This is a genomic window from Pseudomonas sp. LBUM1641 (assembly GCF_059716235.1).
This window is the reverse complement of the sequence record NZ_CP166815.1, coordinates 5,842,826-5,863,255: the sequence shown is the minus strand read 5'-3', so window position 1 is coordinate 5,863,255 and position 20,430 is coordinate 5,842,826. Positions and strand designations below refer to the sequence as shown.

The window sequence follows — 20,430 nt, the reverse complement described above, 5'->3', positions numbered from 1 at the left end:
CGTTATCGTTAATGACCTTCGCGAGCAAGCTCGCTCCTACAGGGGGCGGTGTGTTTTCCAGAAATATTTTCAGTTATAGGTGAGGTAAACCTGTCGGCGATCCGTGTAGTGCTTGAAACTGCGATTAATTCGCATTAACAGCGCTTTTTACACACGGGTTCTCAAGCATGAAGTCCAGGGCAACGTCGGCGGGTTCGGTTAAACATTGGCTGGGAGCCTCGGTATTGGCGGTTTCGGGGCTGGCGCTGCTGCCCCTGGGCGTGGCGCAGGCGGCTGAGGCGCAGCAGCAGAGCACGTTGTTCAACTTTGCCCTGGCCGCCAAGCCGCTGCCCCAGGCCTTGAGCGACTTCACCCGGGTCACCGGCATCAGCGTGGTCTACACCGACGAAGCGCCCTATGCGATCAAGGCCCCGGCGATCACCGGGCAGATGAGCGCGACTCAGGCCATGCAGCGCTTGCTGGGTAATTCCGGCTTCACCTTCCGCCAGATCGACGCCCGCACCCTGGCCCTGGAACCGTTGCCCACCGACGGCGCGCTGAACCTCGGCGCCACCACCATCAACGGTGCAGCCCAGGTTTCGGACACCACTAGTTATCAGCCGCCGCCTACCAGTTCGGTGATGCGTTCCAAGGCCTTGCTGCTGGAGACGCCGCAAACCGTCAATGTGGTACCGGCCCAGGTGCTGCGTGACCAGAAGCCGCGCAATCTGGATGATGCCCTAGCCAATATCAGCGGTATTACCCAGTCCAACACCTTGGGCAGCACCATGGATGCGGTGATGTTGCGTGGTTTTGGTGGCAATCGTAACGGCTCGATCATGCAGGACGGCATGCCAGTGATCCAGGGCCGGGCGCTGAACTCGACAGCCGAGCGCGTGGAGGTGCTCAAGGGGCCGGCGTCGTTGCTGTACGGCATTCAGGACCCGGGCGGGGTGATCAACATCGTCAGCAAAAAGCCTGAGCTGACCCAGTCCACCGCGCTGACCGCGCGTGGCTCGACGTTCGGCGACGGCAAGAACGGCAGCGGCGGCAACCTCGATACCACCGGTCCGATTGGGGACAATGGCCTGGCGTATCGCTTGATCGTGGACCACGAAGACGAAGATTACTGGCGCAATTTCGGTACCCACCGCGAGAGTTTGATCGCGCCATCTCTGGCCTGGTATGGCGAGAACACCACGTTGCTGTTTGCGTACGAACATCGTGAGTTTCTTACTCCGGTTGACCGTGGTACGGCAATCAACCCTCTGACCAAACATCCGCTGGACATCCCCGCCACCCGGCGGCTGGACGAGCCCTTCAATAACATGGAGGGCCGCTCGGACCTCTATCACTTTGAAGCCGACCACCAGTTGAACGACGATTGGAAAGCCCATTTTGGCTATAGCTGGAACCGCGAAACTTACGACGCCAGTCAGGTACGAACCGTTAGCATCGATCCGGTAAAAGGCACCATCACCCGCAGTATGGATGGCACACAGGGAGCGTTGAGCACCGATCGTTTTATGACCGTCAGCCTTGAAGGCCAGGTGGATGTTGCGGGCATGCGCCATGATCTGGTGTTCGGCGCGGACGATGATTACAACAAGATGTACCGGGCCGACTTGATTCGCCAGGCATCCATTGTGAAAACGTTCAACTACAACAATCCGGTGTACGGCCAGGAAGTCGCGGGCAGCAAAGTCTCGGCATCGGACAGCGCACAGACGGACATCCTGCGCAGTGACTCGTTGTTTGCGCAGGACTCCATCCACCTCACCGATCAGTGGATTCTGGTGGGTGGTGCGCGCTTCCAGACGTTCGATGAGTACGCAGGCCGTGGTCGCCCGTTCACCGCCAACACCAATAATAATGGGCAGAAGTTCGTACCTCGTGCCGGCCTGGTCTATCGCTACACCGATGAGCTGTCGTTCTATGGCAGCTACACCGAGTCGTTCAAACCCAACTCCACCATTGCACCGCTGAGCAACAAGATGGTGCTCGATGGCAGCATCGCGCCGGAAGAATCCAAGTCTTGGGAACTGGGCGGCAAGCTCGACTTGCCGGGGCGTATTACCGCCAGCGCGGCGTTGTTCAACATCGAGAAACGCAACGTGCTGCAGTCCGTCGGTGATGGTTTGACGGCCGTGTACAGCGTTGCCGGCAAGGTGCGTTCCCGTGGCCTGGAAATGGACATCAGCGGCCAGTTGACCGACCAGTGGAGCCTGATCGGCAGCTACGCCTATACCGATGCCGAGGTCACTGAAGACCCGAACTACAAAGGCAACCGCTTGCAGAATGTGGCCAAAAACACCGGTTCGCTGTCGGCGGTTTATGATTTCGGCACTATCGTGGGCGGTGACCAGTTGCGGTTAGGCGCCGGTGCCCGTTACGTCGGCGAGCGTGCGGGGGATGCACCTAACAGCTTTGACCTGCCGGGCTATACCGTGGCGGATGCCTTCGCCACCTATGACACCAAAATCGATGGGCAAAAGGTCGAATTCCAGGTCAACGTGAAGAACATGTTCAACCGCGTTTACTACCCTGCGGCGGTCAGCCCCCTGGTTGTTTCCGTGGGCGATGCGCGGCAAGTGTCGGTGTCCAGTACGCTGCGGTTCTGAAACGTGGGCGGTGACGCTGGTGCCCTGAGCTGCTAGCGTTGCCCCCTCTTTGAATTTTTTGGAACAACGCACCGATGCAGTTGGGACGATGGATACACACCGGCGGGCTGCTGCTGGGTTTGAGCGTGTTGCTGGGCGGTTGCGCCACGGCGCCGAAAAATTCCACCAGCGACACCCTCGACCAGTTGCTGGCCGACCCGGCGCTGCACGGTGCCAGCGTGTCGCTGATGGTGCGCGATGCCCGCAGCGGCAACACGCTCTATCAACACAACCCACGCACACGGCTGACGCCGGCTTCCAGCCTCAAGCTGTTGACCACCGCAGCGGCGATGGATGTGCTGGGGCCGCAGTACCGTTTTGCCACACAACTGTTGAGCGACGGCAACCGTCAGGGCGCGGTGCTTAACGGCAATCTTTACTTGCGCGGCCTGGGCGACCCGACGATCCAGTGGGCGGATTACCAGGCGTTGGCGGCCAGCCTGGCGCAGCAGGGCATCCAGCAAGTGCAGGGCGACCTGGTGTTCGATGACACATTCTTCGACGCCGAGCGTCTGGGCACCGACTGGTCCCAGGACGATGAGAGCACCTACTACGGCGCGCAGATTTCGGCACTGACGGTGTCGCCCAATGACGACTTTGATGCGGGCTCCCTGCTGGTCACGGCCAAGGCGCCAGTTGCGATAGGGCGCCCGGTGACGGTGGATATCAGCCCGGCGACCGATTATGTGCAGATCGGCAACCGTGCCATCAGCGGCACGGGCAACAGCTACGGGATCAATCGCCAGCATGGCACCAACCTGTTGCGCCTCAGTGGCGCATTGGCGCCGGGCAAGCAGAGTCGGCAATTGGTCAGCGTCTGGGAGCCGACGCAACTGGTGGCCAATCTGTTTGGGCAGGCATTGGCGCAGCAGGGAATTAGCGTGCAGGGGCGTCGGATGATCGGGGGTGTGACGCCGACCACGGCGACGGTGCTCGCGATGCATGAGTCGGCGCCGTTGCAGGAGCTGATCACGCCGCTGCTCAAGCTTTCCAACAACAACATGTCCGAAGCATTGCTGAAGAGCATGGGCCGCAAGACAGTGAATGCCGGTACGGCGCCTGCCGGAGTAGCGGCGGTGGCTGGGTTCCTGAAGCGTCAAGGAATTGATACGGCGACGTTGAACCAAGTGGACGGATCGGGGTTGTCCCGACGTAACCTGGTGTCGTCGCAGAACCTGACGGACGTGCTGTTGGCCGCAAGCAAACAGCCCTGGTTCAACGCCTGGTACAACGCATTGCCGGTTGCCGGTAATCCGCACCGGATGGTGGGCGGGAGCCTGCGCTATCGCCTGCGGGGCACGGCGGCGGAAAACAACCTGCACGGCAAGACCGGCTCCATGAACGGCGTGTCGTCGTTGACCGGTTATGTCACCGATGCCAAGGGACGCAAGTTGGTGTTTTCGATGGTGACCAACAATTACGTGGTCGCAGGCGCGCGGGTCAAGGCGCTGGAAAACCGTCTGGCCACGGCGCTGGCCAACAGCACGGACTATTGAGCACTGAAGATCAAATGTGGGAGCGGGCTTGCTCGCGAAAGCGGTGTAACAGTCAACACATGTACTGATTGATCCACCGCTTTCGCGAGCAAGCCCGCTCCCACACTGGACCTGTGCTGTTAGGCAGATTGCATTTCAAGGCAGGAACGCCTGCCGGTATTCCCCGGGTGTCGCGCCCATCGCCTGGCGGAACCGGTTGGTAAAGTGGCTGGCGCTGGAAAATCCGCACGCCAGCGCGATCTCTCCCAGCGGCAAAGACCCACCACGCAACAACTCCCGGGCGCGGGCCAGGCGCCGCGCCAGCAGGTACTGGTGGGGCGGCAGGCCAAAGCTCTCGCGAAACATCCGCGCAAAGTGGTACTCCGACAACGCGCACAAGCCCGCCAGTTGCCCCAGGCTGATCGGCTCGGCCAACTGCTGATCGATGTACTCCACCAGTAGCCGACGCTGATGGGCGGCCAGCCCGCCTTTCAAACGCAAACCTTCACGCATTCCCACCTGGCTGAGCAAGGTATGGCTGAGCATTTCATGGGCCAGGCTGCTGGTCAGCAGGCGCTCGCCGGGCTCTTTCCAGTTCAGGCTGATCAACTGGTGAAAGCGCCGGGCCTGCTGCGCGTCGTCGAGGAACGTACTCTCACGCAACTGCAACTCGCGGGGTTCACGGTCCAGCAATGTCACGCAGCCCAGGGCGAATTGCTCCGGGCTGAAATACACATGGGCCAGGCGGATCTCGCCGTTGATCACCCACGCCGACTGATGATCGGCCGGCAGGATGCACAGCTTGTCCGGGCCGCCCTTGGTGCCGGGCTGGTCGCGGCGAAAGGTGCCGGTGCCGCCGCCGATGTAGCAGGACAGGGTGTGATGGTCGGGAGCTTCGTAATCCTGGGCGTCGTGATGGTTGCTCCACAAGGCTGCAGACAAGCCGTCACCGAGCTCGGCGCACAGCTCGAGGCGAGCGTTGGGCGAGCGGTTGAGGGATTGAAAGACTTGCAGGGTTTCCAGTGGCGGCATATTCGTACTCTCTGACAGCTTGCATCCTACGCCCAGCAGCGATTCCTGTGATCCCGGCAGCCGACAAAAGCGCAAGAATGTGCAAGAGACCTGGTGCCGCCCGGGGCGAAACTGTGGCTCAACCCTCGGAGCCCGCCATGAACCTTTTCCTGTATTTACTCACCGTACTGATCTGGGGCACCACCTGGATTGCCCTCAAATGGCAGCTGGGCGTGGTAGCGATTCCGGTGTCCATCGTTTATCGCTTTGGCCTGGCGGCGCTGGTGCTGTTCGTGATGCTGCTGCTCAGCCGCAAGCTGCAGGTGATGAACCGCCGTGGGCATTTGATCTGCCTGGCCCAGGGTTTGTGCCTGTTTTGCGTCAACTTCATGTGCTTCCTGACGGCCAGCCAGTGGATTCCCAGTGGGCTGGTGGCGGTGGTGTTCTCCACCGCGACGTTGTGGAACGCGCTGAACGCCCGGGTGTTTTTCGGCCAGAAGGTCGCACGCAATGTGTTGATGGGCGGCGGCCTCGGTTTGCTGGGCCTGGGGCTGTTGTTCTGGCCGGAGCTGGTGGGGCACACCGCCAGCCCGCAAACCTTGCTCGGCCTGGGTTTGGCGCTGCTCGGCACCCTGTGTTTTTCGGCAGGCAACATGCTCTCGAGCTTGCAACAGAAGGCTGGGCTCAAGCCGCTGACCACCAATGCCTGGGGCATGGCCTATGGTGCGTCGATGCTGGCGATGTACTGCGCGGTGCAGGGCATTTCGTTCGACATGGAATGGAACAGCCGCTACATCGGTTCGTTGCTGTACCTGGTGATCCCGGGTTCGGTGATTGGGTTTACCGCCTACCTGACCCTGGTCGGCCGCATGGGGCCGGAGCGGGCGGCATATTGCACCGTGCTGTTCCCGGTGGTGGCGTTGAACGTCTCGGCGTTTGCCGAGGGCTACCAGTGGACGGCGCCGGCGTTGGCGGGGTTGGTGCTGGTGATGCTGGGGAATGTGTTGGTGTTTCGCAAACCCAAGGCTGGCGCGCCAATCAATCCAATCTACAAGGCGAAGCAGGTCTAGTGTGGGAGCTGTCGAGCCCAAGCGAGGCTGCGATGCGGGCGCTGCGGTCTTGCAGGTGCACCGCGGTGATGCCATCGCAGCCTCGCTAAAGCTCGACAGCTCCCACAGTTGATCTTTTATGTCTGAGAGTCTGCGTTTGTTACTTCAGGCCCAGGCGCTTGGCCATCCGTCCCAGGTTGGCCCGGTCCAGGCCCAGCTCGCGGGCGGCGCTGGCCCAGTTGTGCTGGTGGCGTTCCAGACAGGCGCTGATGACCTGGCGCTGGTAGTTCTCGGTGGCCAGGCGCAGGTCGCCGGTGACGTCCGGCACGGGGTCGGACTGCTCTTCGAGTGGTGGCGCGGTGGCGTTCGGCAAGTCCAGGTCCGCCGCGCTGAGGCTGAGAATCTTCGGCCGTTCCCGGCAGTTGCCCAACGCTTTGAGGGCGCTGCGCCCGATCAAGTGTTCCAGTTCGCGCACATTCCCCGGCCACGTATAAGCCAGCAGTGCCGCCTGGGCATCGCTGGTCAGGCGCAAGCTGCCCAGGCCCATGCGTGAGCGGTTCTGTTCAAGGAAAAACCCCGCCAGCAACAGCACATCGCGACCACGCTCGCGCAGCGCAGGGACTTGCAGCGGGTACACACTCAAGCGGTGATAGAAGTCGGCACGATAACGACCGCTGCGCACTTCTTCGGCCAAATCCCGGTTTGTTGCGGCGATCAGGCGCACATCCACCTGATGCTCCTTGTCAGACCCGAGGCGCTGCAACTGGCCGCTTTGCAGCACCCGCAGCAGCTTGGCCTGCACGGTGAGGGACAACTCACCCACCTCATCGAGAAACAGCGTGCCGCCATTCGCCAGCTCGAACTTGCCCCGGCGTTCGTTCAGCGCGCCGGTAAACGCCCCGCGTACATGCCCGAACAGCTCGCTTTCCACCAGGGTTTCCGGCAGGGCGGCGCAGTTGAGGCTGATCAGCGGTTTCTCGGCGCGGGATGAGGCGGCGTGGATCGCCTGGGCCACCAGCTCTTTGCCGACGCCGGTCTCGCCGGTGATCAGTACGGTCAAATCGCTGCCGCCCACCAGGTTGATTTCTTCCACCAGGCGTTTGTGGGTCTTGCTCTGGCCGATCATCTCCTTATGCTGCTGGCCGCTGGCCTGGCGGTAGATTTCGGCCCGCTGGTGTTCGTCTTCGGCCCGCAGCGCCAGGCGTTCGATGCGTTCGGCAACATTCACCGTTGCGGCGGCGAGGCTGGCGAAGGCTTGCAGGGCGTCCAGTTCCACCCGTTCGAAACGCTCGGTGTCGAGGGCGTCGAGGGTCAGCAGGCCCCAGGGCTGGTCGTCGACGAACAGCGGGCAGCCCATGCAGTCGTGGACTTCCAGGTGCCCGTGCAGGCCGTCGACCAGACCGTCATAGGGGTCGGGCAGTTCGCTGTCGTTGTCAAAGCGGGTGGGGCCGGGGCTGCTGAGCAGCACACCAAAGCGTGGATGTTCGCTGACCTTGAAGCGCCGGCCGAGGGTGTCGGTGCTCAAGCCATCCACCGCCAGCGGCACCAGCCATTCGCCGTCGAGGCGCAGCAGGGCGGCCGCGTCGCAGGGCAACAGGGCGCGCATGGCCTGGAGCAGGCGCCGATAGCGCTCGCCTTCGGGCAGTTCGCGGGACAGGTCGGCGACCAGGGGCAGCAGGGTGGTGAGCAGCGGCTTCGCAGTCATAATGACTCCTTGTAGTCATAGTGACTATAAAGTGTAGGAAGTCATACTGACTACACTAAATTCAAGTTACTGATTTATAAGATTTTATTAGTTGGCATGAATACTGAGTAACAAAGAGTAATCAGTAAGAAGACTCAGGAGTCTGCCATGCTTAGTGCCCAAGACCGTGCCATCGTCAAATCCACCGTGCCCCTGCTGGAAAGTGGCGGCGAAGCCCTGATCACCCATTTCTACCGCATGATGCTGTCCGAGTACCCGGAAGTTCGCCCGCTGTTCAACCAGGCCCACCAGGCCAGCGGCGACCAGCCCCGGGCCTTGGCCAATGGTGTGCTGATGTACGCCCGTCACATCGACCAACTGGACCAGTTAGGCGACCTGGTGGCAAAGATCATCAACAAACACGTGGCCCTGCAGATCTTGCCGGAGCATTACCCGATTGTGGGCGCCTGCTTGCTGCGGGCGATTTCCGAAGTGCTGGGCAGCGAAATCGCCACGCCTGAAGTGATCAGCGCCTGGGGCGCCGCCTATGGCCAACTGGCCGACATCCTGATCGGTGCCGAAGCGGCTATCTATAAAGAGAAGGAAGAAGCGCCGGGCGGCTGGCGTGGTGCGCGGCCTTTCACCTTGGTCAAGCGGGTGGAGGAGAGCGCGGAAATCATCTCGTTCTACTTTGCGCCTGTGGATAACGGCCCGATCCTGGCGGCTGAGCCCGGGCAGTACATTGGCATGAAGCTGCTGCTGGATGGCGAAGAAGTACGCCGCAACTATTCCCTGTCGGCGCGTGGCGACTCGGGCCAGTACCGCATCAGCGTCAAGCGCGAAGCCGGTGGCCGGGTGTCGAACTACCTGCATGACCAGTTCCAGGTCGGCGCGACCATCGAGCTGTTTCCGCCCTCGGGGGAGTTCACATTGGCGGCCAGTGACAAGCCCCTGGTGCTGATCAGTGGTGGTGTGGGCATCACGCCAACCCTGCCGATGCTCGAAGCGGCCCTGGCCACCGAGCGTCCGATTCACTTTATCCACTGCGCACGTAACGGCGGGGTGCATGCGTTCCGTGAGTGGGTGGATGGCCTGGCCGCGCAGCATCCGCAGCTCAAGCGTTTTTATTGCTACGCCGAAGATGATGGCGTGAGCCCAGCGGCGGACAAGGTTGGCATGCTGAGCCAGGAGCAACTGGCGGCGTGGTTGCCCAAGGAGCGGGACGTGGATGCGTATTTCCTGGGGCCTAAAGGCTTCATGGCGGCGATCAAGCGTCACTTGAAGGCCTTGGGTGTGCCGGAGCAGCAGAGCCGGTATGAGTTCTTTGGGCCGGCGTCGGCTCTGGAATAACCCACCCTCCCTGTAGGAGCGAGCTTGCTCGCGAAGAACGCAAGGGCATCGCGTATATCCAGAATGTACGCGTTATCGTTGATGTTTTTCGCGAGCAAGCTCGCTCCTACAGGGGGCATTAATCCGCTGTTAACCCTTCCTGTTTAAACCTCCTCACGCCAACTGCTCAACTTTCACCGTCCGCGTGTAAACTTGCGGCCATTGGCACAACCAACATTGGCTAAAGGGAAACGGGGATGATCGACGAATTGCGTTTGGGCAGGGAGCGACGCTTTCTGGTACTGCTGGGCATTATCTGCCTGGCGCTGATCGGCGGGGCGCTGTACATGCAAGTGGTGTTGGGCGAGGCGCCGTGCCCGCTGTGCATCCTGCAACGTTATGCCTTGCTGCTGATCGCGATCTTCGCCTTCATTGGTGCCGCCATGCGCACCACCCGCAGCGTCACGCTGTTTGAAGCACTGGTGACACTCAGTGCCCTCGGGGGTGTCGCCGCCGCCGGCTATCACGTGTACATCCAGTTCTTTCCGAAGGTCAGCTGCGGCATCGATGTGCTGCAACCGATTGTCGATGGCTTGCCGCTGGCGTCAGTGTTCCCCCTGGGTTTCCAGGTCGACGGTTTCTGTGAGACGCCTTACCCGCCAATCCTCGGCCTGTCCCTGGCGCAGTGGGCGCTGGTGGCCTTTGTGCTGACGGTGATCCTGGTGCCACTGGGCATTTACCGGAATCGCCAGAACAAAGCCTGAGCCGTAAACAACCAAACGCCCCGGCCTTCCTTATAAAGAAGGCCGGGGCGTTTTTGTTTGTAGGCATTTTGTGAAGGGACCGTGACGCGGGGCAAGTTTGGGTGCGCGCAGCGTGCGACATGTTGTCACACGGAGGCTGTCGCAGGACGTTTCTCACGCCCGTAAACGCGGCATAAATTTGCACAAGGCGGCGTTTTGTGGCTGTCAGTTCGTCGTTTGGCCGGCGCCGCGAGCAGCGTGAGGTACGCGACATTGCCTGATGTCCGAATGCCTTGTTTTTAGGGGACTTGGATCAGTTTTCGATGCCCTTACAGCCTGTAGGGGATGTGGCAAAACGCCCAATAACACGGCAATTTTTGTGGTTTTTGTCGAGAATCAAACGCGATACGATCGCGGACCTTTGCAATAATGGTGAAGGATTATTGCTGGAAACGATAAAAATTATTTCTGGATAAGACATGGTTTATACATCGCTAGCTAACTACAATCGCCCGCACTGAATGTCCGGTGCTGCTCACCCCTGAGCAAACTAGGGCGGTCGAGAAGCGGATGTAACGTTTCATGCGACCCCAGGTGCCGGCAGCCTTTCAACTATCCGCACCAAATGGAATTGGTCTGTAACAAGGCCTTTGACCAACGAATTCGAATAAGAACTCACCGCTAGCCCGGGACGTGTCGATTCGCGCAAGGTGCGACGGGCAGGCCCTTATTCAATCGAAGAGAAATGCCAACCCTTGGCAGGGTGAAGTGTTGGCGATCAAAACCCAACTGCATTGCGCAAGCTGCTTTAGAGGTCGTGAGATGAGTAAAAACAGGTACCCCCGATTACTAGGCTTTTTGCCGCTGCTCGGCATGATGTTAATGCTGGGAGGCTGCAAGTGGACCTTGCTCGACCCTAAAGGTCAGGTCGGTCTGGATCAACGCAACCTGATCATCACCGCCACCCTGCTGATGCTGTTGGTCGTGGTGCCCGTGATCATCATGACGTTCGCTTTCGCCTGGAAATACCGCGCGTCGAACACCAGCGCGACCTACGCGCCGAAGTGGTCGCACTCCACCAAGATCGAAATCGCGGTGTGGCTGGTTCCGATCCTCATCATCATCGCCCTGGGTTACATCACCTATAAGTCGACCCATGAGCTGGACCCTTACCGTCCGCTGGACTCCGACGTCAAGCCGATCAACATCGAAGTGGTCGCGCTGGACTGGAAGTGGCTGTTCATCTACCCGGACCTGGGTATCGCCACTGTGAACCAGATCCGGTTCCCGGAGAACACCCCGCTTAACTTCCGGATCACCTCCGACGCCGTGATGAACTCGTTCTTCATCCCTGCACTGGGTGGCCAGATCTACGCGATGGCAGGCATGCAGACTCGCCTGCACCTGATCGCGAACGAGAAAGCTGAAATGGAAGGCATCTCCGCTAACTACAGCGGTGCTGGCTTCACCGGCATGAAATTCAAAGCGATCTCGACGAGCCAGGAAGATTTCAACGCCTGGGTAGCCGAAGTCAAGGCCGCACCTAAACAGCTTGATCAAGCTGAATACGATGCCCTTGCCAAACCAAGCCAGAACAACCCAGTCGCCCTGTACTCCACGTACGAGCCGGACCTGTTTCAGAAAATCGTCGACAAGTACGAAGGTATGAAGCCAGGCAAGCCGGTCAAGCACGAGAAGAAAGAAGTGGCCGCGGTTGAAGGTTCTGACACGGGCTCGCATTCAACTGCTGGGGCAGAGGAGTAAACGATGTTTGGTAAATTAAGTTGGGATGCGGTCCCGTTCCACGAGCCGATCGTGATGGTGACCATCGCCATGATCGCGCTGGGTGGTCTGGCACTGTTTGCGGCAATCACCTACTTCAAGAAGTGGACCTACCTGTGGACCGAGTGGCTGACTTCCGTCGACCACAAGAAAATCGGTGTCATGTACGTCATCGTTGCCATGGTCATGCTGCTGCGTGGTTTTGCCGACGCCATCATGATGCGTACCCAGTTGGCCATGGCCACCGAGGGTTCGCCTGGCTACCTGCCCCCTGAACACTATGACCAGATCTTCACCGCTCACGGTGTGATCATGATCATCTTCATGGCGATGCCTTTCTTCACCGGCCTGATGAACCTTGCCTTGCCGCTGCAGATCGGTGCGCGTGACGTTGCGTTCCCGTTCCTGAACTCCTTGAGCTTCTGGCTGCTGGTGTCCGGCGTGGTACTGATCAACCTGTCCCTGGGCGTCGGCGAATTCGCCAAGACCGGTTGGGTTGCGTATCCGCCGTTGTCGGGCCTGGCCTACAGTCCGGGCGTGGGTGTGGATTACTACATCTGGGCGCTACAGTTATCAGGACTCGGGACGACACTGACGGGGGTCAACTTCCTGGCCACCGTCTTGAAAATGCGCGCCCCTGGCATGAAGCTGATGGACATGCCGATCTTCACCTGGACCTGCACCTGGGCCAACGTACTGATCGTTGCATCGTTCCCGATTCTGGCTGCAACCATGGCGTTGCTGTCGCTTGACCGTTACCTGGATTTCCACATTTTCACCAATGAACTTGGTGGCAATCCAATGATGTACGTGAACCTGTTCTGGGCATGGGGTCACCCTGAGGTGTACATCCTGATCCTGCCAGCGTTCGGTATCTTCTCTGAAGTGATCTCGACCTTCTCGGGCAAGCGCCTGTTCGGTCACCACTCGATGATCTACGCCTCGGGCGCGATCTCGGTACTGGGCTTCATGGTTTGGCTGCACCACTTCTTCACCATGGGTTCGGGGGCCAGCGTCAACGCGTTCTTCGGACTGGCGACGATGCTGATTTCCATCCCGACGGGGGTGAAGCTATTTAACTGGCTATTCACCATCTATCACGGTCGTCTGCGTATCACCAGCCAGGTTCTGTGGACCCTGGGCTTCATGGTGACCTTCGCGATCGGCGGCATGACCGGCGTACTGCTGGCCATCCCGGGTGCTGACTTCGTACTGCACAACAGCCTGTTCGTAATTGCTCACTTCCATAACGTGATCATCGGCGGCGCAGTATTCGGCTACATCGCAGGTTTCAGCTTCTACTTCCCGAAAGCGTTCGGCTTCAAGCTGCACGAAGGCTGGGGCAAGGCTGCATTCTGGTTCTGGATCTCGGGCTTCTTCGTCGCATTCATGCCGCTCTATGCACTGGGCTTCATGGGCATGACCCGTCGTCTGAACGCCACCACCAACCCTGAGTGGGTACCGTACCTGTACGTTGCCATGTTCGGTGCGGTGATGATCGCTGTCGGTATCGCCTGCCAGTTGATTCAGCTGTATGTCAGCGTGCGTGATCGCAAGCAGAACATGTGCGAATCCGGCGACCCATGGAATGCACACACCCTGGAATGGTCGACCTCGTCGCCACCGCCGTTCTACAACTTTGCCGTACTGCCGAAGGCCGACAGCATCGATCCGTTCACCGAAGCCAAGGAAGACGGTACTGCGTACCAGAAGCCTGCGCGTTACGAGCCGATCCACATGCCTAACAACACCGCTACCGGCGTTGTGATGGGCGCGCTGTTGACCGTGTTCGGTTTCGCGATGATCTGGCACATCTGGTGGCTGGCCATCGTCAGCCTGGTGGGCACCATCGGCTACTTCATCGTTCACGCTGCCCGTGATGACCAAGGCTACATGGTGCCGGTCGACGTGATCGAACGCATCGAAGCCGAGCAACACGCTCGCCTGGTTGCCGAGAAGAAGATCCCGGCCAACCGTGTTGAAACCTCGTTGGAACAGGCTTAAACCATGTCGAACTTAGTGACCAATGCTGGACACGCCCATGTCGATGACCATGGGCACGATGACCATCACCACGACTCGGGGCCAATGACCGTATTCGGTTTCTGGCTCTACCTGATGACCGACTGCATCTTGTTTGCGTCGATCTTCGCGGTGTACGCGGTACTGGTAAACAACGTAGCGGGTGGCCCGTCGGGCCACGACATCTTCGAACTGCCCTACGTGCTCGGCGAAACCGCCTTGCTGTTGTTCAGCTCGATCACCTACGGCTTCGCCATGCTGGCCTTCTACAAGGGCAGCAAGAAAGGCGTCCTGAGCTGGTTGGCACTGACCTTCCTGTTCGGCCTGGGCTTCATCGGCATGGAGGTCAACGAGTTCCACCTGCTGATCTCCGAAGGTTACGGCCCGCACCGTAGCGGCTTCCTGTCGGCGTTCTTCACGCTGGTAGGGACCCACGGTCTGCACGTGACTGCCGGTCTGATCTGGATGGCGACCATGATGTATCAGGTCAACAAGCATGGCCTGACCAACACCAACAAGACTCGCCTGAGCTGCCTGAGCCTGTTCTGGCACTTCCTGGACGTGGTCTGGATCTGCGTCTTCACCGTTGTCTACCTGATGGGGACTCTGTAATGGCTAATGCACATTCCCATGACAGCCACGATGACAGCCACGGCAGCGTCAAGTCGTACGCCATCGGCTTCATCCTGTCGGTCATCCTGACGCTGATCCCGTTCGGCCTGGTGATGTACCCGACCTTGCCGAAGTCGATCACCTTGATGATCGTCCTGGCGTTCGCGGTGATTCAGGTTCTGGTTCACCTGGTGTACTTCCTGCACCTGGACCGCTCGAAGGCTCAGCGCGATAACGTGATTGCGTTCGTGTTCGCAGGTTTGGTGATCCTCCTGCTGGTTGGCCTGTCGGTATGGATCATGTTCAGCATCCATACGTTCATGATGGCGAAGTGAGGTAAGACCCGATGTCGCTTAAGCACTTTATCCAAATCACCAAACCGGGGATCATTTTCGGTAACGTGCTTTCTGTGGCAGGCGGTTTCTTCCTGGCCTCCAAGGGGCATGTCGATCTGGCCATTTTCCTGGCAGCGATGATCGGCACGTCCCTGGTGGTTGCTTCCGGTTGTGTATTCAACAACTGCATCGACCGCGATATCGACATCAAGATGGAACGCACCAAGAATCGTGTGCTGGTCCAGGGCCTTATCTCCCTGAAGCTGGCACTGATCTTCGCGACCGTTTTGGGTATCGCCGGCGTGGTGTTGTTGTACAAGGTGGCCAACCCGCTGGCGGCGCTGTTTGCCGTGATCGGTTTTGTCATCTACGTCGGCTTCTACAGCCTGTACCTCAAGCGCAAGTCGGTTCACGGCACGCTGGTGGGCAGTCTGTCGGGGGCGATGCCGCCGGTGATTGGTTATGTGGCTGTGACCAATAGCTTCGACATGGCCGCGCTGGTGCTACTGGTGATGTTCAGCCTGTGGCAGATGCCGCACTCCTATGCCATCGCGATCTTCCGCTTCAATGACTACCTGGCTGCCTCGATTCCGGTTCTGCCGGTCAAGCGTGGCATCAAGGTCGCCAAGAAACACATCCTGCTCTACATCCTGGCCTTCCTCGTGGCGACCTTGATGTTGACCTTCAGTGGCTACGCCGGCATGAGCTACCTCGCCGTTGCCGCCGCCATGGGCATGTACTGGTTGTACATGGCCTGGACCGGCTACAAGGCGGTGGATGACACCGTCTGGGCACGCAAGCTGTTCGTCTTCTCGATCTTCACCATCACCGCCTTGAGCGTGATGATGTCCCTGGATTTCCAGGTGCCGAAAGAGTTGCTGCTGACGTACGCCCACTGAGTGGATGAAGTAGAAAAAGCCCCGCCTTCGTGAGAAGCGCGGGGCTTTTTTGTAGGAGCGAGCTTGCTCGCGAAAAACCAGAAGGCGCCGCGTTAAACCAGATACGCTGCGTTATCATTGACGTTTTTCGCGAGCAAGAACTAGGCGTCCCCCTTGCTCCTACACATGTGATAAATGCAGGAAGCAGAATGATGAGTAAAAAAGCCGTTATCGTATTCAGTGGTGGGCAGGACTCGACAACCTGCCTGATCCAGGCACTGCCGCTGTATGACGAGGTGCACTGCATTACCTTCGATTATGGCCAGCGGCATGTGGCAGAAATCGAAGTCGCACAGAAGCTCGCAAAACAGCTGGGTGCCACCGTTCACAAGGTGATGGATGTCTCGCTGTTGAACGAGCTGGCCATCAGCAGCCTGACCCGCGACAACATCCCGGTACCTACGGTGAACAGCTCAGGCGAGAGTTTGCCGAGCACCTTCGTGCCGGGGCGGAACATTCTGTTCTTAACCTTGGCGGCGATCTACGCCTATCAGGTCAAGGCAGAAACCGTGATCACCGGTGTGTGTGAAACCGACTTCTCGGGTTACCCGGATTGCCGGGACGAGTTCGTCAAGGCGCTGAATAAAGCGCTGCAACTGGGCATGGAATACGACGTGCGCCTGGAAACCCCGCTGATGTGGCTGAACAAGGCCGAGACCTGGGCCCTGGCGGACTATCACAACCAGCTGGACTTGATCCGCAACCAGACCTTGACCTGTTACAACGGCATTATCGGCACGGGCTGTGGCAACTGCGATGCGTGCAACCTTCGCGCACGTGGCCTGAACGACTACCTGGAAAACAAGGCAGCCGTCATGCAGAGCCTGAAAAGCAAGCTGGCTTGAACCTGACCGTTCCCACGCTCTGCGTGGGAACGGTTATCATCAGCTGGCTTGTTGTGGCGCCTGGTTATCGCCCGTGATATAGCGCTTGAACAGCGAGCGGGCACCGTAGGCCGGCAGGATGTTGATGAAGGCAAAGCAGACCTTGATCGCGATCTGCACGTAGATCATGTTCAGGATGTCGCTGGTCTGCATGGCGCCGTAGAACGCGATGAAGCAGAACAGGAAACTGTCGATAATCACCGCGAAGAACGTACTCAGGAAAATGCGCAGGAACAGGTACTTGGAGTTGGTCAGCTCTTTGATCTTGCACAGCAGGTACGAGTTGATGTTCTCCGACACCAGGAACGAAACCGAGGAGGCGATCAGCACCGACGACACCTGGATGATCACATCGTTATACGGCCCGTCGAGTTTCCAGCCTGGCAAGCCGGGGAGGAAGGTCGAGCCGTAGAGCAGGATGATGATCATCGCGTTACTGGCAAACGCAAACAGGATGGCCCGTCTCGCCAGCCGGAGGCCGAATTGTTCGTTGAGCAAGTCCACGATCAGAAACGTCAGCGGGTAGAGAAACGTGCCGGGTGTGACGATGATGCCCAGCGACTCCAGGTAAATAGGTTTGGTCGCTGCAATGCTGGTGAAGATATAGAACGTAAAGAGCAGCAGGTTCAGGATGATATAAATCATCCATGAGTTCTCGTTGCGGTCGTTGATGTCGTACGCGGTGAGCGCTCCGCCTTGTGAATAGAACTTCTTGTACATGTTCTTGACTTCCATTTTATTTAAATTGTCCATGATTTCGCTGTTCAGCACTTCGCTCAGCTTTATCCGAATGATCTTGCCCGTGGCGATCACCATGATCACCGCCAGGCTCTTGTCATTCTCAAAACCCAGTAATTTATATTTACTGTTCTCGACTTCGTTCTCATACGTTGTCATTGAAGCGCTCCTCGATGATATCTCCCACCACACAGATACGATCCGAGCTGATACACGCTTCATCCGTGATAAATAGTTTTTTGCTGACTCTGTCGTAGACCAACTTTTCCTTGTCGTCGCTCGACGTGCCTTTCTGCACGATCAACAAATCGCCCGGCTCGTTGACGCCGGTAATTGCATGCTCCAGCAGCACAGCGATCAAGTTATAGGAAGTGCCGAAGTAGTAAGTCAGCGGGTACAGCGTGGCCAGTTCGCCGATGCGCTTGTCCATGCTTGCCATGACCTGGCTTTGCTTGATGATCGGCACGGCGGCGGGGTTCATATTTCCCTGGGGGGAAATACTGCTGTCGATGATCTCTTTTTCTTCAAAGTCGAGGGTCTCGATTTCTTCATAGGACACGCCAAAGAAATCCGAGATCTTGCGGATGGTGGACTGCTGAACGTTGACGACCTTGCCTTCCAGAATGTTGTAGATCGTGGTTCTGGTCAGGCCGGCCGAGTTGCACAACGACAGCTGCGTTTCTCCGCGGCTTTTGATCAGGTATTTGATATTGCTCTTCAAATACTCGGTGCGTTCTTTTCTGTGAATCAAATGCCCACCACTTCCTTATGTTTTACACAGAGCGTCCATGTTGCGCTGGGTCGCGTGCTTCGCCGCGGCGCGAAGTGTTGCATGCGCCCGCTACAAGAATAAAGACCGTGATCAGTTTTTTGGCGATTGGCCATCACCCAGCCAGAAAAAACCGCGTCTTGTCCCCGTGTGTGCAGCCGAAAAGAATCATTTAATTTGGAAAATGTTCATTTTTCTGCTTAATTGCCCTGCGCCGAATGGAAAGGCGAAGTCGATTTTCAGGGAAGGAACCCAAGACTATGACAGTCCACACGCAAACCCTTACCCACCAGTCCGGTCTGCTGCAACGAGGGCTGGCGGATTTACGTGCAGAGGACGCGGAGCTGGCGGGGCTGCTGGATGCGGAAGTCATGCGCCAACACCAGACCTTGTCATTGGCTGCTTCGTCCTGTGCAGTGAAACCGCACATCCTGGCGGCGTCCGCCTCGCTGCTGGTCAATGTGACCGCCGAGGGCGCCCTTGGCTGGCGCCATCACGCCGGGTGCGAGAACGCCGACCGGGTCGAAGCCCTGGCTGTCCGCCGAGCGTGTGAGCTGTTCGGTGCGCACTACGCCGGCGTGCAATCACACTCGGGGTCGACTGCGATCTACCAGGTGCTGGCGGCCTTGCTGGAGCCGGGAGACACGGTGCTCGGCATGGCCACCGATCACGGCGGGCACCTGAGCCATAGCAGCCCTGTCGCGTTCACCGGGGCGTACTACAAGGCGCTCAGATACGGCACCACCTCCAAAGGCGTTATCGACTACGAACAGGTGCGCACACTGGCGCTGGCCCATCGCCCGCGCGTGATCATCTGCGGGGCGACGGCTTACTCGCACGTCATCGATTTCGAGCGGTTCCGCGGGATTGCCGACGAAGCCGGGGCGATCCTGCTGGCGGACATTTCGAGCATCGCCGGCCTGGTCGCCACCGGGCGTCATCCAAGCCCGATCAACGCGGCTCATGTCACCACGCTGTGCACCCACCAGCAGCTTGGCGGCCCTCGCGGCGGTCTGATCCTTTCCGGTCGCGACGCTGAAACCAAGGTGCCCGGCCTTAAAACCACCTTCAGTCGTCTCCTCGACCAAGCCGTGTTCCCACGAATGCAGGGCGCACCGGCCTTCAACATGATCGCGGCAAAGGCGGCCGCGTTCGGCTACGCCATGTCAGCGGATTTCGACGCCTGGATGGCGCGGATTCGCACCACGGCCGACGATCTGGCCAATGCGTTTCAGGCCTGCGACTACGAGGTGGTGGGCGGACGCAGTGAAAACCACTCGGTGCTGATCCGCTTGCGTGGTGGCATCACCGGCTCCATCGCCCAGGCGGCCCTGGAGCAGTGCGGCATCATCGTGGATAAACATCGCGCACCGGGGGAGACGCGACCGTCATTCGTCGCTGGCGGGTTGTGTATCGGCACCGGCTCACTGGCGCAACGCAACATAGACGCCCACGGATGCCGTCAGGTCATCGAGTTGGTGTGCCGGGTACTCGATGCCGTCACGCCCCTCAACGAGCACAAGTTCACCCTTGATCCCAATGCTCAGGAATCCCTGCGTTTGCAGGCCCAAACCTTGTGCGCGAAGTATCCTCTCGCGGATTACCTGCACAACTGAGCGAATATCCGAGGGGATGTTTCATATTATTGCGGGATAAATTGCTGTAGGGTGTTTAAGCGGCTGTTATAGACGGTCGCGTTATTGCTCATATCCATAATTAACAAGCTGCATGACAGCTTGGCGTTCTCCTGGCAGTTATAAAAAGGGCTCTTAAAGTCCGTTCAACCTCCGTGAACGAAGTACTCAGCCTTTTGCAGTGAAGTCGAACTTGGCCTCTGCGCCGATAGTTGTTCGACTCATGAGGAGATACCCCGTGATAACCCGAAGAAAACTCCTGTACTCAGGCGCAGCCTTGACCGGTGCCGGCCTGTTTGCCCCGCTGTGGGCCGGTGTTGCGTTGGCGCAGGAAGTCAGCAGTGCCGCCAGTGACGACATCGAATCCTTCCGTCAGTTGTCGATGTTCCTTCTCGAACGCCCGAGCCTGGATGCCGCCTTGTCCTTGCGTATCCTGGCCCAGTGCACCCAGAACGACCCCGAGTTCCCGCAGAAGATGAAAGCCTTGTGGGGCAAGGTTGGCCAGCATCACTTGCGCAGCGTCGGCCAGTTGTCCGGCAGCCCGTTCTACCGCGACCCGGTGATCAAGGATACGACGCAGAAAATCGTTTCGGCCTGGTACCTGGGCTACACCGGCACACCGGTGTCCCTGCGCGCCACCGACGGCACGCGGCTGGTGACCTTCACCGGCGCGCTGGCCTACCAGCCGACCGCGGACGCCACGGTGATCCCGACGTACTCCCGGGGAAAAACCAATTACTGGGTTAATCCCCCGGCCACGCTGGCCAACGACTAAGACAAGGCACT

17 protein-coding genes are annotated in these 20,430 nt (G+C 59.0%); 13 read left to right on the top strand and 4 right to left on the bottom strand.

The annotated features are described in order from the left end of the window. Positions 1 to 167: 167 nt before the first annotated feature. Together ACA046_RS26955 and dacB are read left to right on the top strand one after the other, a co-directional pair. Positions 168 to 2,600 carry a TonB-dependent siderophore receptor gene (locus ACA046_RS26955; RefSeq protein ID WP_497675313.1) on the top strand — a complete coding sequence of 811 codons (2,433 nt, stop codon included), beginning with the start codon at positions 168 to 170 and terminating at the stop codon, positions 2,598 to 2,600. A 74-nt stretch (positions 2,601 to 2,674) separates the two neighbouring features. After that, the gene (gene dacB, locus ACA046_RS26950) at positions 2,675 to 4,135 is read left to right on the top strand and encodes a D-alanyl-D-alanine carboxypeptidase/D-alanyl-D-alanine endopeptidase (protein WP_497675312.1); all 1,461 of its coding nucleotides are present in this window, start codon (positions 2,675 to 2,677) and stop codon (positions 4,133 to 4,135) included. Positions 4,136 to 4,270: 135 nt separating this feature from the next. Here the strand turns inward: dacB and ACA046_RS26945 are convergent, their stop codons facing one another. Beyond that, the gene (locus ACA046_RS26945) at positions 4,271 to 5,146 is read right to left on the bottom strand and encodes a helix-turn-helix transcriptional regulator (RefSeq protein ID WP_459023618.1); all 876 of its coding nucleotides are present in this window, start codon (positions 5,144 to 5,146) and stop codon (positions 4,271 to 4,273) included. A gap of 137 nt (positions 5,147 to 5,283) precedes the next feature. On the opposite strand from ACA046_RS26945, the gene ACA046_RS26940 reads away from it, so the two are divergent. Then, positions 5,284 to 6,195, top strand: a complete 912-nt coding sequence (locus ACA046_RS26940; protein ID WP_497675311.1) for a DMT family transporter — start codon at positions 5,284 to 5,286, stop codon at positions 6,193 to 6,195. Positions 6,196 to 6,334: 139 nt separating this feature from the next. Here ACA046_RS26940 and norR read toward each other — a convergent pair whose 3' ends face one another. Further along, a complete protein-coding gene (gene norR, locus ACA046_RS26935) occupies positions 6,335 to 7,879 on the bottom strand; it encodes a nitric oxide reductase transcriptional regulator NorR (protein ID WP_497675310.1) in 1,545 nt (514 codons plus the stop codon). A gap of 147 nt (positions 7,880 to 8,026) precedes the next feature. On the opposite strand from norR, the gene hmpA reads away from it, so the two are divergent. The 8 genes from hmpA (at position 8,027) to queC (ending at position 16,464) form a co-directional block, all read left to right on the top strand. Continuing rightward, positions 8,027 to 9,208 (top strand): NO-inducible flavohemoprotein, encoded by a 1,182-nt coding sequence (hmpA, locus tag ACA046_RS26930; protein ID WP_497675309.1) that lies wholly within the window; start codon positions 8,027 to 8,029, stop codon positions 9,206 to 9,208. A 236-nt stretch (positions 9,209 to 9,444) separates the two neighbouring features. Next, positions 9,445 to 9,951: a disulfide bond formation protein B gene (locus tag ACA046_RS26925; RefSeq protein ID WP_076015661.1), complete on the top strand. Its 507-nt coding sequence runs from the start codon at positions 9,445 to 9,447 to the stop codon at positions 9,949 to 9,951. Positions 9,952 to 10,752: 801 nt separating this feature from the next. Continuing rightward, a complete protein-coding gene (cyoA, locus tag ACA046_RS26920) occupies positions 10,753 to 11,694 on the top strand; it encodes a ubiquinol oxidase subunit II (protein WP_076015660.1) in 942 nt (313 codons plus the stop codon). 3 nt (positions 11,695 to 11,697) lie between these two features. Beyond that, positions 11,698 to 13,716 carry a cytochrome o ubiquinol oxidase subunit I gene (gene cyoB / locus ACA046_RS26915; protein ID WP_459023611.1) on the top strand — a complete coding sequence of 673 codons (2,019 nt, stop codon included), beginning with the start codon at positions 11,698 to 11,700 and terminating at the stop codon, positions 13,714 to 13,716. Between the two features lie 3 nt (positions 13,717 to 13,719). Next, positions 13,720 to 14,346, top strand: coding sequence for a cytochrome o ubiquinol oxidase subunit III (locus tag ACA046_RS26910; protein WP_008435616.1), 627 nt, complete (start codon positions 13,720 to 13,722; stop codon positions 14,344 to 14,346). Continuing rightward, positions 14,346 to 14,681 (top strand): cytochrome o ubiquinol oxidase subunit IV, encoded by a 336-nt coding sequence (gene cyoD, locus ACA046_RS26905; protein WP_003216374.1) that lies wholly within the window; start codon positions 14,346 to 14,348, stop codon positions 14,679 to 14,681. The genes ACA046_RS26910 and cyoD overlap by 1 nt, the downstream gene beginning before the upstream one ends. Positions 14,682 to 14,692: 11 nt before the next feature. Further along, positions 14,693 to 15,580: a heme o synthase gene (gene cyoE, locus ACA046_RS26900; protein WP_017480052.1), complete on the top strand. Its 888-nt coding sequence runs from the start codon at positions 14,693 to 14,695 to the stop codon at positions 15,578 to 15,580. Between the two features lie 191 nt (positions 15,581 to 15,771). Continuing rightward, positions 15,772 to 16,464 (top strand): 7-cyano-7-deazaguanine synthase QueC, encoded by a 693-nt coding sequence (gene queC / locus ACA046_RS26895; RefSeq protein WP_459029418.1) that lies wholly within the window; start codon positions 15,772 to 15,774, stop codon positions 16,462 to 16,464. A gap of 39 nt (positions 16,465 to 16,503) precedes the next feature. On the opposite strand, the gene ACA046_RS26890 is transcribed toward queC, so the two are convergent. Both ACA046_RS26890 and ACA046_RS26885 read right to left on the bottom strand, forming a co-directional pair. Next, positions 16,504 to 17,400 carry a queuosine precursor transporter gene (locus ACA046_RS26890; protein WP_497675308.1) on the bottom strand — a complete coding sequence of 299 codons (897 nt, stop codon included), beginning with the start codon at positions 17,398 to 17,400 and terminating at the stop codon, positions 16,504 to 16,506. Next, entirely contained in the window at positions 17,387 to 17,992 is a 606-nt protein-coding gene (locus ACA046_RS26885) for a helix-turn-helix transcriptional regulator (protein ID WP_497675307.1), read from the bottom strand. The genes ACA046_RS26890 and ACA046_RS26885 overlap by 14 nt, the downstream gene beginning before the upstream one ends. Before the next feature lie 278 nt (positions 17,993 to 18,270). Here ACA046_RS26885 and glyA point away from each other — a divergent pair, with 278 nt between their 5' ends. Together glyA and ACA046_RS26875 are read left to right on the top strand one after the other, a co-directional pair. Continuing rightward, positions 18,271 to 19,626, top strand: a complete 1,356-nt coding sequence (glyA, locus tag ACA046_RS26880) for a serine hydroxymethyltransferase (RefSeq protein ID WP_497675306.1) — start codon at positions 18,271 to 18,273, stop codon at positions 19,624 to 19,626. Positions 19,627 to 19,882: 256 nt separating this feature from the next. Continuing rightward, the gene (locus tag ACA046_RS26875) at positions 19,883 to 20,419 is read left to right on the top strand and encodes a sugar dehydrogenase complex small subunit (RefSeq protein WP_178124240.1); all 537 of its coding nucleotides are present in this window, start codon (positions 19,883 to 19,885) and stop codon (positions 20,417 to 20,419) included. The last annotated feature ends 11 nt before the right edge of the window (positions 20,420 to 20,430 follow it).

Bases quoted from the DNA above. Each gene is read 5' to 3' on its own strand.
- glyA (WP_497675306.1), top strand. From the start codon at position 18,271: ATGACAGTCCACACGCAAACCCTTACCCACCAGTCCGGTCTGCTGCAA.
- ACA046_RS26955 (WP_497675313.1), top strand. From the start codon at position 168: ATGAAGTCCAGGGCAACGTCGGCGGGTTCGGTTAAACATTGGCTGGGA.
- ACA046_RS26910 (WP_008435616.1), top strand. From the start codon at position 13,720: ATGTCGAACTTAGTGACCAATGCTGGACACGCCCATGTCGATGACCAT.
- cyoD (WP_003216374.1), top strand. From the start codon at position 14,346: ATGGCTAATGCACATTCCCATGACAGCCACGATGACAGCCACGGCAGC.
- cyoB (WP_459023611.1), top strand. From the start codon at position 11,698: ATGTTTGGTAAATTAAGTTGGGATGCGGTCCCGTTCCACGAGCCGATC.
- queC (WP_459029418.1), top strand. From the start codon at position 15,772: ATGAGTAAAAAAGCCGTTATCGTATTCAGTGGTGGGCAGGACTCGACA.
- cyoE (WP_017480052.1), top strand. From the start codon at position 14,693: ATGTCGCTTAAGCACTTTATCCAAATCACCAAACCGGGGATCATTTTC.
- ACA046_RS26925 (WP_076015661.1), top strand. From the start codon at position 9,445: ATGATCGACGAATTGCGTTTGGGCAGGGAGCGACGCTTTCTGGTACTG.
- norR (WP_497675310.1), bottom strand. From the start codon at position 7,879: ATGACTGCGAAGCCGCTGCTCACCACCCTGCTGCCCCTGGTCGCCGAC.
- ACA046_RS26940 (WP_497675311.1), top strand. From the start codon at position 5,284: ATGAACCTTTTCCTGTATTTACTCACCGTACTGATCTGGGGCACCACC.
- dacB (WP_497675312.1), top strand. From the start codon at position 2,675: ATGCAGTTGGGACGATGGATACACACCGGCGGGCTGCTGCTGGGTTTG.
- ACA046_RS26890 (WP_497675308.1), bottom strand. From the start codon at position 17,400: ATGACAACGTATGAGAACGAAGTCGAGAACAGTAAATATAAATTACTG.
- cyoA (WP_076015660.1), top strand. From the start codon at position 10,753: ATGAGTAAAAACAGGTACCCCCGATTACTAGGCTTTTTGCCGCTGCTC.
- hmpA (WP_497675309.1), top strand. From the start codon at position 8,027: ATGCTTAGTGCCCAAGACCGTGCCATCGTCAAATCCACCGTGCCCCTG.
- ACA046_RS26945 (WP_459023618.1), bottom strand. From the start codon at position 5,146: ATGCCGCCACTGGAAACCCTGCAAGTCTTTCAATCCCTCAACCGCTCG.